This window comes from Streptomyces sp. NPDC017943 (genome assembly GCF_044328425.1).
Lineage (GTDB): Bacteria > Actinomycetota > Actinomycetes > Streptomycetales > Streptomycetaceae > Streptomyces > Streptomyces djakartensis_A.
Window position 1 is genome coordinate 529,284 of sequence record NZ_JBIRHH010000001.1, and the last position, 13,113, is coordinate 542,396.

Annotated in this window: 12 protein-coding genes and 2 tRNA genes; 5 read left to right on the plus strand and 9 right to left on the minus strand. The window is 70.4% G+C overall.

Annotated elements, in window-relative coordinates; genetic code table 11:
- Positions 1–32 precede the first annotated feature (32 nt).
- Positions 33–356 carry a multidrug efflux SMR transporter gene (locus tag ACH4C6_RS02305; protein WP_369193789.1) on the plus strand — a complete coding sequence of 108 codons (324 nt, stop codon included), beginning with the start codon at positions 33–35 and terminating at the stop codon, positions 354–356.
- A 39-nt stretch (positions 357–395) separates the two neighbouring features.
- On the opposite strand, the gene ACH4C6_RS02310 is transcribed toward ACH4C6_RS02305, so the two are convergent.
- Positions 396–1,001 (minus strand): TetR/AcrR family transcriptional regulator, encoded by a 606-nt coding sequence (locus ACH4C6_RS02310; RefSeq protein ID WP_398106639.1) that lies wholly within the window; start codon positions 999–1,001, stop codon positions 396–398.
- A gap of 287 nt (positions 1,002–1,288) precedes the next feature.
- Between ACH4C6_RS02310 and hisN the strand changes: the two genes are divergently transcribed.
- On the plus strand, positions 1,289–2,089 hold the full coding sequence (hisN, locus tag ACH4C6_RS02315; protein ID WP_398106640.1) for a histidinol-phosphatase: 801 nt from the start codon (positions 1,289–1,291) through the stop codon (positions 2,087–2,089).
- A gap of 128 nt (positions 2,090–2,217) precedes the next feature.
- Positions 2,218–2,610, plus strand: a complete 393-nt coding sequence (locus ACH4C6_RS02320) for a cyclic nucleotide-binding/CBS domain-containing protein (RefSeq protein ID WP_369193792.1) — start codon at positions 2,218–2,220, stop codon at positions 2,608–2,610.
- 72 nt (positions 2,611–2,682) lie between these two features.
- Here ACH4C6_RS02320 and ACH4C6_RS02325 read toward each other — a convergent pair whose 3' ends face one another.
- The gene (locus tag ACH4C6_RS02325; RefSeq protein WP_398106641.1) at positions 2,683–4,134 is read right to left on the minus strand and encodes a catalase; all 1,452 of its coding nucleotides are present in this window, start codon (positions 4,132–4,134) and stop codon (positions 2,683–2,685) included.
- Positions 4,135–4,279: 145 nt separating this feature from the next.
- On the opposite strand from ACH4C6_RS02325, the gene ACH4C6_RS02330 reads away from it, so the two are divergent.
- Positions 4,280–4,696, plus strand: coding sequence for a Fur family transcriptional regulator (locus ACH4C6_RS02330; protein WP_369193794.1), 417 nt, complete (start codon positions 4,280–4,282; stop codon positions 4,694–4,696).
- A 129-nt stretch (positions 4,697–4,825) separates the two neighbouring features.
- Here the strand turns inward: ACH4C6_RS02330 and ACH4C6_RS02335 are convergent.
- From ACH4C6_RS02335 to ACH4C6_RS02350, 4 genes are all read right to left on the minus strand, one after another.
- Positions 4,826–4,899, minus strand: a tRNA-Met gene (locus tag ACH4C6_RS02335).
- A gap of 278 nt (positions 4,900–5,177) precedes the next feature.
- Entirely contained in the window at positions 5,178–7,001 is a 1,824-nt protein-coding gene (locus tag ACH4C6_RS02340) for a tetratricopeptide repeat protein (protein ID WP_398106642.1), read from the minus strand.
- Between the two features lie 234 nt (positions 7,002–7,235).
- Positions 7,236–7,309: transfer RNA gene (locus tag ACH4C6_RS02345), tRNA-Met, on the minus strand.
- 58 nt (positions 7,310–7,367) lie between these two features.
- A complete protein-coding gene (locus ACH4C6_RS02350) occupies positions 7,368–10,295 on the minus strand; it encodes a UPF0182 family protein (protein ID WP_398107113.1) in 2,928 nt (975 codons plus the stop codon).
- A gap of 162 nt (positions 10,296–10,457) precedes the next feature.
- On the opposite strand from ACH4C6_RS02350, the gene ACH4C6_RS02355 reads away from it, so the two are divergent.
- Positions 10,458–11,000, plus strand: coding sequence for a PPA1309 family protein (locus ACH4C6_RS02355; protein ID WP_398106643.1), 543 nt, complete (start codon positions 10,458–10,460; stop codon positions 10,998–11,000).
- A 114-nt stretch (positions 11,001–11,114) separates the two neighbouring features.
- Here ACH4C6_RS02355 and ACH4C6_RS02360 read toward each other — a convergent pair whose 3' ends face one another.
- From ACH4C6_RS02360 to ACH4C6_RS02370, 3 genes are all read right to left on the minus strand, one after another.
- Complete coding sequence (locus ACH4C6_RS02360) at positions 11,115–12,206, minus strand: PDZ domain-containing protein (protein ID WP_398106644.1); 1,092 nt, start codon at positions 12,204–12,206, stop codon at positions 11,115–11,117.
- A 105-nt stretch (positions 12,207–12,311) separates the two neighbouring features.
- Complete coding sequence (locus ACH4C6_RS02365) at positions 12,312–12,473, minus strand: hypothetical protein (protein ID WP_376328773.1); 162 nt, start codon at positions 12,471–12,473, stop codon at positions 12,312–12,314.
- Positions 12,474–12,588: 115 nt separating this feature from the next.
- Complete coding sequence (locus ACH4C6_RS02370) at positions 12,589–13,050, minus strand: molybdenum cofactor biosynthesis protein MoaE (RefSeq protein WP_398106645.1); 462 nt, start codon at positions 13,048–13,050, stop codon at positions 12,589–12,591.
- Between the last annotated feature and the right edge of the window lie 63 nt (positions 13,051–13,113).

Consider the following 13,113-nt stretch of genomic DNA (forward strand, 5'->3'; position numbering starts at 1 on the left):
GTCACCGGACGTGGGAAACGGGAGGACACCTCATGGCGTGGCTGCTGGTCATCGTGGCAGGGCTGCTGGAGACCGGCTTCGCCGTGTGCCTGAAGCTCTCCCACGGATTCACCCGGCTCTGGCCGACGATCGCGTTCTGCGCCTTCGCCCTCGGCAGTTTCGGCTTGCTGACGCTGGCGCTGAAGAGGCTCGACGTGGGCCCCGCGTACGCGGTGTGGACCGGTATCGGTGCGGCGGGCACCGCGATCTACGGCATGGTCTTCCTGGGCGACCTGGTGTCGACGCTGAAGATCGTGTCGATCAGCTTCGTCATCATCGGGGTGATCGGGCTCCAGTTGTCGGGGTCGGCGCACTGACGGCACGTCAACTGCCGTGAGCGGGGCGGCCGCCGCGGGTCAGCCGGGTTGCCGGTGCAGGGCGCCGCGGACGAGGTCGGCGACGCCGCCGTCGGCGGGTGGCGCGGCCACGCAGGACAGGGCGAGCCGGAGGGCGAGTTCGCAGGTGCGGGCCAGCTCCCCGGTCTCGGGGCGGGGCGTGCCCGGAGGGGCCAGGGCCATGACGGCCCGGTCGCGGACCAGGGCGACGAAGTCCGCCGGCGAGGGCAGCGGGCCGTCGGCACGCCGTTGGGCCGGCACGGCGGAGCCGGAGGGTACGGCGGTCAGGACCGGCGAGGGCAGGCGTTCGCTCCAGCAGCCGGTGAGCATGGCGCGGACCAGGGCGTTGTCACGGGCGGCCGCGGCCGTCCACTCGGCGGTGGCGGTGATGCGCTCCCGGGGGTCGGTGTGCGCGGCGAGCGCCCGCTCGACGCCCGCCAGGTATCCGTCGGCCTCCCTGCGCACCAGGGCCCGGGCCAGGCCGTCCTTGCTGCCGAACTCGTTGTACAGCGTCTGCCGGGACACTCCCGCCGCCGCGGCCACGTCCACCATGCGCACGGTGGACCAGGGCCGGCGCGCCAGCGCCGTGTAGGCGGCGTCCAGTAGGGATTCCCGCGCTGCAGGCATCTTCGCCTCCCCTTGGGGCGAGCGGCTCTGCGCCCAGGTTTGACGCGCATGCGACCACTGTCAAGGGTTCACGAAGGCGCGCGAGGGCGCGTTCCGGCCGCTGCACGCGGGGCGTTCATCCGGCGCAGCCGCGGCCGTGCACCACCGGCCGCAACCCGGCGGGAACCACAGCTCGTGGCACCGGTCCACCGCGCCCGCCGGGCCCCGCAGGCGCGTCACACGACCGCTCCCCCACCCTCACGATCCCCCGGTGGCCCCACCCCCACCTCGGCCGATAGGTTCGTCGCATGCCCGACTACCTCGACGACCTGCGTCTCGCACACGTCCTCGCCGACGCCGCCGACGCCGCGACGACGGACCGTTTCAAGGCCCTCGACCTCAAGGTCGAGACCAAACCGGACATGACCCCGGTCAGCGAGGCGGACAAGGCCGCGGAGGAGCTCATCCGCGGCCAGCTCCAGCGCGCCCGACCCAGGGACGCGATCCTCGGCGAGGAGTACGGAGTCGAGGGAACCGGCCCGCGCCGCTGGGTGATCGACCCGATCGACGGCACGAAGAACTACGTGCGGGGCGTGCCCGTGTGGGCCACGCTCATCTCCCTGATGGAAGCCGGCGAGGGCGGGTTCCAGCCCGTCGTTGGCGTCGTCTCCGCCCCGGCCCTGGGACGCCGCTGGTGGGCGGCGAAGGGCCACGGCGCGTTCACCGGCCGCAGCCTCACCAAGGCGTCCCGGCTGCAGGTCTCGCGGGTCGCGCAGCTCTCCGACGCGTCGTTCGCGTACTCCTCGCTCAGCGGCTGGGAGGAGCAGGGCCGTCTCGACGGTTTCCTCGACCTGACCCGCGCGGTCTGGCGCACGCGCGCGTACGGCGACTTCTGGCCGTACATGATGGTCGCCGAGGGCGCGGTCGACATGTGCGCCGAACCGGAGCTGTCCCTGTGGGACATGGCCGCCACGGCGATCATCGTCACGGAGGCCGGGGGCACCTTCACCGGGCTGGACTCCCGCCCGGGCCCGCACAGCGGCAACGCGGCCGCGTCGAACGGCCTGCTCCACGACGAACTGCTGGGGTATCTCAACCAGCGCTACTGAGCGCCCTGTTGTTACGAGCGCCCTCTTGTTTGACCGTCCCTTTGCCTGCCACTCTGAGAGTCCCCCGGCTTGTGAACTTGTGAAATCATGAACAAGCTGCGGGACACTCCCAGGAGGTGGCTCCTTTCATGCTCGTCCGTGACGCCATGAGCACCGTTGTCCTCACCATCGGACCGACCCACACCCTGCGTCAGGCCGCCGCGCTGATGTCGGCCCGCCGGGTCGGCGCGGCCGTCGTCCACGACCCGGACGCCGGCGGCATCGGCATCCTCACCGAACGCGACATCCTCAACTCCGTGGGCCTGGGCCAGGACCCGGACACGGAACACGCCCACGCCCACACCACCACCGACGTCGTGTTCGCCGCTCCGGCCTGGACCCTGGAGGAGGCGGCGGGCGCCATGACCCACGGCGGATTCCGGCACCTGATCGTGCTGGACGGCGGCGAACCCGCCGGCATCGTCTCGGTCCGCGACATCATCCGCTGCTGGGCACCGGCGCGGCAGCGCGTCCCCGCCTAGACACACGGACGGGCCGGGCTCCGCACAAGGAGCCCGGCCCGTCCCCTACCGCAAGCGGTCCAGTGCTGGAGTTCAGCCGCGCAGGGCCTGGACCGCGGCCTCCAGCCGCTTGCCGTAGTCCCCGTCGGCCCGACGGAAGTTATCGATCGCCCGCTCGACGATGTCGTCGCGCGAGACCTTGGCGATGAAGCCCGCCAGGTTGGCGATCAGACGCTCCTTCTCGTCCTCCGACATGAGCCGGTAGAGGTTGCCCGCCTGCACGAAGTCGTCGTCCTCGGCGTGCACGGGCGCCTCGTGGTTGCCGGTGGCGCCGCCCACGGTGACGGCCGACCACAGCGGACGGTCCGTCTGGAACGGCCCGCCGAAGCTGTTCGGCTCGTAGTTCTTCGCGCCCCCGTGGCGACCGTCGTAGAGGTGGCCGTCCCGGGAGTGGGTGCGCGCCACGGTGGCGTGCGGGCGGTTCACCGGCAGGTGGTCGGCGTTGATGCCGACGCGGTAGCGGTGGGCGTCGCCGTAGGCGAACAGACGGCCCTGGAGCATCTTGTCCGGGGAGGGACCGATGCCCGGCACGAAGTGGGCGGGGCTGAAGACCGACTGCTCGACCTCGGCGAAGATGTTCTCCGGGTTGCGGTTGAGCTGCAGCCTGCCGATCTCGACGACCGGGTAGTCCGCGTGCGGCCACACCTTGGTCAGGTCGAACGGGTTGAACCGGTACGTCGCCGCCTCGGCCACCGGCATGATCTGCACGCCGACGGTCCAGCTCGGGTACTCGCCCCGCTCGATGGCCTCGCGCAGGTCGCGCTGGTGGGAGTCGGGGTCCTCACCGGCGAGCCGCGCGGCTTCCGCGCTGGTCAGGTTCTTGATGCCCTGGTCGGTCTTGAAGTGGTACTTCACCCAGAAGGCCTCGCCGGCCGCGTTGTTCCACTGGAAGGTGTGCGAGCCGAAGCCGTCCATGTGGCGGTAGGAGGCCGGGATGCCCCGGTCACCGAACAGCCAGGTCACCTGGTGCGTGGACTCGGGCGACAGGCTCCAGAAGTCCCAGACGTTGTCCGCCTCGGTCGAGCCGGTGTACGGGTCGCGCTTCTGGGTGTGGATGAAGTCCGGGAACTTGATGGCGTCCTTGATGAAGAACACCGGGGTGTTGTTGCCGACGAGGTCGTAGTTGCCCTCCTCGGTGTAGAACTTCAGCGCGAAACCCCGCGGGTCGCGCACCGCGTCCGCCGCGCCCAGGTTGCCGGCCACGGTCGAGAAGCGCAGGAAGACCTCGGTCTGCTTGCCGACCTCGCCGAGGAACGCGGCGCGCGTGTACGGCGTGACGTCGGCCGTCACCGTGAAGGTGCCGTAGGCGCCGGCGCCGCGGGCGTGCACCACGCGCTCCGGGATGCGCTCCCGGTTGAAGTGGGCCAGCTTCTCCAGCAGGAGCTGGTCCTGGACGAGCACGGGGCCGCCGACGCCCGCGGTCTCGCTGTTCTGGTTGTCGGCGACCGGAGCCCCGGCCTCCGTCGTAAGCGGTCCCTGCGTCACGTGCGCCTCCTGCAGCAATCCTGGTCAATCCTGTCCCTTGGCCAAAGCCGTTCTCGATCCTACAATAGACATTGTCTAAAGCAAGTGAGACTCCAATCTCACACCTGTTCGGAACCTGGTTCCCTTAGCTGTTAGGCTGGTGGCCATGAGTGACCTTCTGGAACGCCTGCGCGGACGCGGATGGCGGATGACCGCGCAGCGGCGCGTCGTGGCCGAGGTCCTCGACGGCGAACACGTCCACCTGACGGCCGACGAGGTCCACGCCCGGGCCGTCGCCAAGCTGCCGGAGATCTCCCGGGCGACCGTCTACAACACCCTCGGTGAGCTCGTCACCCTCGGCGAGGTGCTGGAGGTCTCCACCGACCAGCGCGCCAAGCGGTACGACCCGAACGCCCACCGGCCGCATCACCACCTGGTCTGCGCCCAGTGCGGCGCGATCCGCGACGTCCACCCGGTCGGCAACCCGATGGCTGACCTGCCTGACTCGGAGCGCTTCGGTTTCACCGTCTCCGACGTCGAGGTGACGTACCGCGGCGTGTGCCCGAACTGCGCGGCGGCCTGACCCCTCCGCACGAAAGCCCCGGCACCGATGGGTGCCGGGGCTTTTCCGTGCCGTGCCCGCAGGGCGCCTGTGGATCACGACAACGACCGAGGGCCGGAACCCTTTCGGATTCCGGCCCTCGGCCATCAGTAGCGGGGACAGGATTTGAACCTGCGACCTCTGGGTTATGAGCCCAGCGAGCTACCGAGCTGCTCCACCCCGCGGCGATGAATGCAACGTTACGTCAGTGACGAGGGCAGATGCAAATCCCTTCCTCTCGGGTGGCGCGTCAGGGGCCCCCCCGCTTGGAGGTGAGCGAACCTCTCCCGACGCCTACGGTTCGGCGGAGGGCCGTTCCATCACTCGCCCTCGGCGACGCGCGGCCCGTCCGCCACGGGCCCGGCGGCGAGTCAGCGTGCCACCGCCGCCGGCACCCCGGCACCCCGGCACCCCGGCACCCCGGCACCGGGGATCGCCCGGGCCACCCCGCGGCCCGGCCGCCCTACGCGGACAGCTCCTGCCGCAACGCGTCCCGCAGGCGCGCCGCCCGTTCGGCCACGGACTCCGGGCCGAGCGCCACCGCGCGGTCGGCCCAGCGCTGTCCTTCCGCGAGTTCTCCACGACGCGCGTAGACCAGGGCGAGCCGCAGAGCCGCCCGTCCGTGACCGGCGTCGGCCGCACGCTGCCACCAGACCGCCGCCTCGGGCTCACTGCCCTCCCGCGCCAGCAGCAGCCCGAGGTTGAACGCCCCGTTGCGGGAGCCCGCCTCGGCCGCCTCGCGGTACCACCGGGCCGCCTCGACGACATCCCCCCGCGCCGCCGCGTGCATGCCCACCCGGACCTGCGCCCGCCGGTGCCCCTGGGAGGCCGCCCGCTCGTACCACTCCTCGCACTCGCTGCGCCGGTGCACCGGCTCGCCGAGCTCGTGCGCCGGCTCCGGCGGCCGTCGCGCGTCCAGCACGGTCGCCAGCCGGTACGCCGCCTCGGCGCTGCCGCCCCCGGCCGCACAGCGCAGGTGCCGCTCGGCCTCCTGCTCGTCGCCGGCTCGCAGCCGCGCCATGCCGACCTGCAGCGCCGCCTCCGTGTGCCCGGCGGCGGCAGCCCGCTCGTACCAGCCCAGCGCGGCCTCGTCCTCGCCCCGCCCCGCGTGCAGGATGCCGAGGTTGAACGCGGCGTCCACGCTCCCGGCCTCCGCGGCCTTGGAGAACCACGGCTCCGCACCCGTCTCGTCGCCGCCCTGCAGCAGCAGGATCGCCAGCGCGTTCGCGGCCTCGCGGTGCCCGGCGTAGGCGGCGCGGCGGTACCACTGCTCGGCCTGCGGGGTCCGGCCCTGCTCGGCGCAGAGCAGCCCGAGGTTGTAGGCGCCGTTCACGTCACCCGCGTCCATCGCGGCCCTGTACCACCGCTCGGCCGTCTGTGTCTCGCCCCGCTCGGCGTGCAGCGCGCCCAGCGCGTTGGCCGCGTTGCCGTCGCCGTCCTGGGCGGCGCGCAGCCACCACACGGCGGCGTTCTCGGTGTCGCCCGCGTCACGCAGCAGGAACCCGAGCGCGCAGGCGGCCCGGGCCTCGCCGTCCTTCGCGGACGTCAGGTACCAGCGCCCGGCCTCCTTGAGCTCACCGCGCCGCTCCAGGATCGTCCCGAGGTGCAGCGCCGCCCGGCGGTGGCCGCGCGCGGCGGCCTGCCGGTACCACTGCTCGGCCTCGGCGGCCCCGTGGACACCGTTGTCACCGTCGCTCTCCCCTGTCGCCCCGCGGTCCAGTGCCCGCGCCAGCCGGTAGGCCGCCTCCCGGTGGCCGCGTTCGGCCGCGACCCGCATCCACCGCTCGGCCCCGGCGTCACCGCGGTGCTCCAGCAGATCGGCGAGGGCGTACGCACCCAGCGTGTGGCCCTGTTCGGCGGACTGGCGCAGCCAGTACTCGGCGGCGGGCTCGTCCCCGCGCTCGCGGTGGTGCCGGCCGAGGGCGTGCGCGGCCGCCGCGGATCCGGCGACGGCGGCGATGCGCCACCATCCGGCGGCCTCGTCGGCGTATCCGCGCTGGTGGAGAAGGACTCCCAGGTTGTTGGCCGCGGCCCGGTCGCCCGCGGCGGTGGCGGCACGCAGATGGGGTTCGGCACCGTCGAGATCACCACGGCGCAGCAGCATGGCCCCGAGGACACTCATCGCCTCGACATCGCCGGCCTCCGCGGCGAGCCGCTGACGCAGCTCTTCGGCCGCCTCGTCGGCGATCTCCCCGGTCTCGTCCGGGGTCTCGGTGTCCTCCCGGCTGGAAGGCTGCACAAAACGCCCTGTCTCGAACAGAGTTGCCTTGTCCCCCATAACGTCCATCGTCGCACCACCTGCAACCTGGGTACACCTGGTATACCGCAGCCAGTGAGGTCACTACAGCGTTTTGTCGACATGCCCACAGAGAGACAAGTCAAACACAGATTGCCCAACTCCCCCCGGCGGCGCGGCCACACCTCCCGTCAGCACATGCGTTCACACATCACGAAGGCCCGGATTCCTTTGTGGAATCCGGGCCTTCGTTGCCGCTGTGTCACTCGGACATCGCGACTGCAGTAGCGGGGACAGGATTTGAACCTGCGACCTCTGGGTTATGAGCCCAGCGAGCTACCGAGCTGCTCCACCCCGCGCCGTTGTGTTCACCACCGTATCACGGCGCGGGGTGGGCCATTCGTCCAGGCCGGAGCGCTAGCTGCTCGGCTTCGGGCTCGGGCTGCCGCTGGGCTTGCTCTCGCCGCCCCCGGCACCCCGGCCCGCCTCGGCCTGCGCGTCCTCGGCCCTCTTCAGGGCGTCCTCGAGGTCCTTCTGCGCTCGGCCGTAGGCCTCCCAGTCGTTGTCCTTCAGGGCCTCCTGGCCTTCGTCGAACGCCTTCTGGGCGTCCTCCAGGGCCTGTTGGACCGTCGGGTTCTTCGACGACGGCGGTGGCGGTGACGTGTCGTTGTCGCCCTCGTCCGGCGGTTCGGGAGTCGCGCCGTCCGCTCCGAAGACCTTGTTGAGGGCCTCGTCGAGGGTGTTCTCGAAGGCGGTCTGGCCTCCGTAGGTCACCAGAACCTTGCGCAGCAGCGGGTACTTCAGTCCACCACCGCGTACGTAGACCGGCTCCACGTAGAGCAGTCCCCCGTCGAGCGGGACGGTCAGCAGGTTGCCGTACTCGACTTCGGAGTCGCCGCCTCTCAGGAGCCTGATGGACTCGGCGATGTCCTCTTGGGAGTTGAACTGGCTCTGGACCTGCTTGGGGCCGTTCACCGTGGTGTTCGTCGGCAGTTTCAGGATTCTGATCTTGCCGTAGTCACTGGTGCCGGCCTCGGCGTCGACCGCCATGAAAGCACTCAGGTTGTCCCGGCCGTTGGGCGTGAAGGTCGTCGTCAGCGAGAACGCCTGCGCCTTCTGGTCGGGCATCTTCATGCTCAAGTAGTACGGCGGCACCGCGCTGCCCGACCGGTTCGTCGGGTCGTCCGGCACCTGCCACACCTCGCTGCCGCTGAGGAACGTCGTGGCGTCCTTCACGTGGTAGCGGGTGAGCAGCTCACGCTGGACCTTGAACAGGTCCTGCGGGTAGCGCAGGTGGTCCATCAGCTGCGGGGAGATGTCGCTCTTGGGCTCGACCGTGTCCGGGAAGGCCTTCATCCAGGTCTTCAGGACGGGGTCCTGGGTGTCCCACTGGTAGAGCTTCACCTTGCCGCTGTAGGCGTCGACGGTCGCCTTCACCGAGTTGCGGATGTAGTTGACCTGGTTCTGCTGGGCCACCACCGCGCGGTTGTCGTTGGTGGCGGTCAGCGAGTCGGCCGTGGTGTCGCCGAGCGTCGTGCGCGAGGAGTACGGGTAGCCGTTCGTCGTCGTGTACGCGTCGACGATCCACTGGATGCGGCCGTTGACCACCGCCGGGTAGGCGTCGCCGTCGATGGTCAGCCAGGGGGCGACCGCCTCGACGCGCTCCTTGGGCGTGCGGTTGTACAGGACGCGCGAACCGTCGCCGATGGCACCGGAGTACAGGATCTGCGGCTCGCCGAACGCCACCGCGTACGCGGCCCGGTTGACCGGGTTGGAGAGGTTGACCCCGCTGTCGCCCTTGTAGCTGGTGGTCTTCTCGCCGTTGTCGTCGGAGTAGTCGATCTCCTTCTGGGGACCGCCGACGATCGAGTACGTGGTCGTCTTCTCGCCGTAGTAGACCCGCTGCTCGTACGTGCCGAGGTCGCCCTTGGACGGCAGGTCGGACTCCGTGAAGTTCGGCCGGCCCTGGGCGTCCGCGCTGGTGCCCTCGGCGGCGACCACTCCGTAGCCGTGGGTGTAGCGGAAGTGGTTGTTGATCCAGTTCTTCTTCGGGATGCCCGCGAGGTTGATCTCACGCAGGCCGAGGACCGTGTCCTGGTCCTTGCCGTCCTTCGGATAGCGGTCGACGTCCAGGTTGGTCGGGAACGCGTAGTAGTTCCTGATCTGCTGGAGCTGCTGGAAGGTCGGCGAGACGATGTTCGGGTCCATGATGCGGATGCTCGCCGTGGAGCCGACGTCGTCGCGGAGCGTGGACTTGTCCTCGGTCTTGCTGGTGCCCGAGTAGTCGGTGACCTTCGTGCCGTCGATGCCGTAGGCCTTGCGCGTCGCTTCGAGGTTCTTCTCGACGTACGGCGCTTCCTTGGCCTGCTCGTTCGGCTGGACCTGGAACTTCTGGACGATCGCCGGGTAGAGGCCGCCGATGAGGATGGCGGACAGGACCATCAGGCCGAAGCCGATGACGGGCAGCTGCCAGGTGCGCCGCCACAGCGTCGCGAAGAACAGCAGCGCGCAGATCACGGCGATGCAGAACAGGATCGTCTTGGCCGGCAGGTAGGCGTTGGCGTCGACGTACCTGAGGCCGGTCCAGTTGTCGGTCGCCCGGAAGTCACTGGACTTCACCGCGAGCCCGTAGCGGTCGAGCCAGTAGGCGACCGCCTTCAGGGCCACGAAGATGCCGAGCAGCACCGACAGATGACCGGTGGCGGCGGCCGTGGCACGGGCGCCGGGGCTGGTGACGCGCAGCCCGCCGTACAGGTAGTGGGTGAGCGCGGCGGCGATCACGGACAGGATCGCGGCGGCGAAGCCGAAGCCGAGCAGGAATCGGTACCAGGGCAGGTCGAAGGCGTAGAAGGAGACGTCAAGCTTGAACTGGGGGTCCTTCTGGCCGAAGGGCACGCCGTTGACCCACATGAGCCAGGTGCGCCACTGGCCGGACGCGGAGGCGCCGGCGATCAGGCCCACCAGGGCGGTGATCCCGAGCAGCAGCCACTTCTTGTAGGGCGCGATGCCCATGCGGTAGCGGTCGAGGTTCTGCTGCTCCATCGACATCGCGCTCAGCGGCGGCCGCAGGCGGTGGGCCAGCCAGATGTTGACGCCGACGGCGAGGGCCATCAGCAGCCCGAAGACGAAGAAGAGCCCGATCTTGGTCCACAGGGTGGTGGTGAAGACCGACGAGTAGTTCACCGACCGGTACCACAGCCAGTCCGTCCAGAACCCCGCGAACATGGTGAACGCCATGCCGAGAACGGCCAGGACGCCCAGCGTCATGAGCAGGGTCCGGACACGCCGGGACGGGCGGCCCACTCTCATCCGCGGCCCTGTCGGGCCTCCGCCGCGGTCCGGCATCTGGAAAGCCAAGGTGCGCACCTCGAAGTCGCTGTCGATTCGTCGGGCCCGCGTCTTCACGGGCCGTCAGCGGCCCCCGTGATCGTGGGCCCCCACCTATGCAACTTACTCACCGTTTACTCGGTTCCCGATTTCGGCCAGGAACGAGAGAGGATTGTGACCATGTCCAACACTCCCATGGCTGCGAACCCGCTCACCCGGGCCGTTCTCGAGATCGACGAGTACGTCTCCGGCCTCGGCTGGGACCAGCCGGCCCGCCTTTTCGCCCTCGTCGACACCGCCCGGCTCAAGGCCGACCAGCCCTCGCTGGCGGATCGGCTCGGTCTCGGTGACGAGCCGGAGAGCGCCGGCCTCACCCCGATCGAGCAGGACGAAGTACCGACGGGCAAGCCCCTCGACGAGTTCCTCGCCACCATCGCCTGGCCCGACGCGGTGGCCGGCTGCGCCCTCACCGTGGAGCGCCTGATGTTGCCGCCGTCCGCGGAGGCACAGGTCCCCAAGGACCTGGACGAGACCGCGCTGACGAAGTGGGTGGCGGAGCACCCGGACCGCCAGGAGGTCCGCATGACCGTCGCGGTCCTGCGCGACGGCACCCGCGACTCGGCGCTGCGTCTGCGGGAGAAGGACTCCCCCACCGAGGTGCTGACCGGGTCCGACCTGGTGCCGGGCCTGGCGGAGGCCCTGACGGCGACCTTCGAGGAGTAGGCCCGCCGCGCCCGGCCGGGGCGCGGGCGCAATACTGCGCGCGCCCCGGCCCCACGCATGCGCCCCGCCCGGTCCACCGGGGGTGCGCCCCGGTCCACCGTCGTGCGCCCCGGGCTACTTGCCGCAGGTCGGCAGGTCCGCGGTGTCGCCGCTGCGCAGGTCCTCGAGCGCGCCGAGGGCGTCCTTGATGGTGTCCACCTTGATCAGGGTGAGGCCCTCGGGGGTGTCCTTGGCGGCGGCCGCGCAGTTGTCGGCCGGCGTCAGGAAGTACCGGGCGCCCTTGCTCCGCGCGCCGACGGTCTTCATCTCGATGCCGCCGATCGGTCCGACCTTGCCCTGGTCGTCGATCGTGCCGGTGCCCGCGACGAACCTGCCGCCGGTGAGACTGCCGGGCGTGAGCTTGTCGTAGATGCCGAGCGCGAACATCAGCCCCGCGCTGGGGCCGCCGACGTCGGCCAGCTTGATGTCGACGGTGAACGGGAACGTGTGGTCGGTGCCCGCCGAGATGCCGACGATGGCGCGCTTCTCGCCGGTGTCGTCGGACGTCGCCGTCGTGATGGTGACGTTCTCCGTCCGGGTCGGCGTCCGCTTCTCCTTCTCCGCGGCGGCCTGCTCCTTGACCGGCACGATCGTGAACCGCACCTCCTGGCCGGGCTTGTGCTTCGTGACCAGCTTGGCCACGTCCGCCGGCTCCTTGACCGCCGTGCCGTCGACGGCCTTGATCACGTCGCCGGCGTGCAGCCTGCCCTCGGCCGGGGAGCCCTTGACGACCGTGGAGACGATCACCCAGGACTTCACCGGGACGTCCAGTTCCTTCAGCGCCGCGACCTTGGCGCTCTCCTGGGACTGGCTGAACTCCTCGGCGTTCTCCTGTGTGGACTGCTCCTCGGTCTTGCCGTCCGGGTAGAGCGTGTCGTGGGGCACGACCTTGTTGTCGTGGGCGAGCCAGCCGTAGACCGCCTCGACCAGGTTCATGCGGTAGTCCGCGCTGGTGACCCGGACCGTCGTCATGTTCAGGTGGCCGCTGGTCGCATAGGTCTTCCGCCCCGAGATGTGCAGCACCGGCTCACCGTCGTGATCGCCCAGCGTGTTCACCGTCGGCCCCGGCGACATCTCCGCGTACGGCACGGGGATGAAGACTCCCGCGCACAGGAGCGCGATCAGCATCAGGGTGGAGGCGAGCATCGTCGCGGTGCGGCGTGGCATGACTCGACAGTACGGGACGGTTCTGTCAGCGCACCGTCAGGGCCGCCCGTCCGGGGCGACCCTGAGGCGTCAAACGCTTGTGACCTGCTGCTTTCCGGCTCCGAGCTAGCGCACCGGGGGCTTCTCCATGGCCTCTCGGAAGCGGGCGTACCCGACGAGTTCCGGGCCGTCGTTGCGGACCTTGCGGGTCCGGTTGGCCCAACTTCCCCACAGACCGGCGCCGATCGCAGCCACAAGCGGAATCAGCAACCAGGCGAGCGCCGCCATGCCGACCTCCAACCCCATCGAGCTCCGCGAACTGACTGATCAGCAGATTAACCATCCGCAGTGACAACGCTCACGCCAGGGGTGCGGTTACGCAACCGGAAATCGACTCCGGGGATCAGCAGGCGCCGACCCACTCCTCGGTGCCGTCGGAGAACCTCTGGTGCTTCCAGATGGGCACCTCGTGCTTGAGGTCGTCGATCAGCTTCCGGCACGCCTCGAAGGCCTCGCCGCGGTGCGGGCAGGAGACGGCGACGACCACCGCGAGGTCACCGACCGCCAGGTCGCCGACCCGGTGCACGGCGGCCAGCGCCCGGACCGGGTACTCGGCCGCGACCTTCTCCGCGATCCGCCGCATCTCGGCCTCGGCACTGGGGTGGCACGAGTAGCCCAGCTCCTCGACGTCGGCGCCGCCGTCGTGGTTGCGCACCGTCCCCACGAAGAGCGCGGTGCCTCCCGCGGCGTCGTCCCCGACGGCCCGGAACACCTCGTCCAGGGAGAGGGCCGTCTCACGGATGCCGATCAGCCGGATCGGGTCCTGCGCGGCCTGCTCACCGGGGTGCTCGCTCGTGGGTGCCATGCCCCCATCGTGCCGCACCGCACCGACAGCACGGAATAGAGCTATCGACCGGCACGCGCGCGT